The organism is Peribacillus sp. SIMBA_075, from assembly GCF_046534585.1.
Genome location: NZ_JAWRYN010001016.1, coordinates 1 through 257 on the forward strand (window position 1 = coordinate 1; position 257 = coordinate 257).

Here is a 257-nt window from a genome sequence, read left to right on the forward strand (position 1 = left end):
CTCATGAAAGAGAGGGACGCTTCCATTTAACATCAGATCTTTGTGTAATGGACGATGAACATTATTTTATTAGAGGCTGTTTAGAGATTCCTATAATTGATTACCACGAAAATTTCATCTGGACTGTGTGGGTATCACTTAGTAAAGAAAGTTATGATAAAGTACTAGAAGAGTGGGATGAGAGAGGACGAGAGAATAGTGATCCTCATTTTGGCTGGTTATCTGTAGAAATACCAGTTTATCCAGAAACACTAAAT

At 36.2% G+C, this 257-nt stretch carries 1 protein-coding gene; it reads left to right on the forward strand.

The genetic code is table 11. The annotated features are described in order from the left end of the window. The coding region (locus SB775_RS31360) for a DUF2199 domain-containing protein (RefSeq protein WP_410865180.1) at nucleotides 1–257 on the forward strand (257 nt) is incomplete at both ends.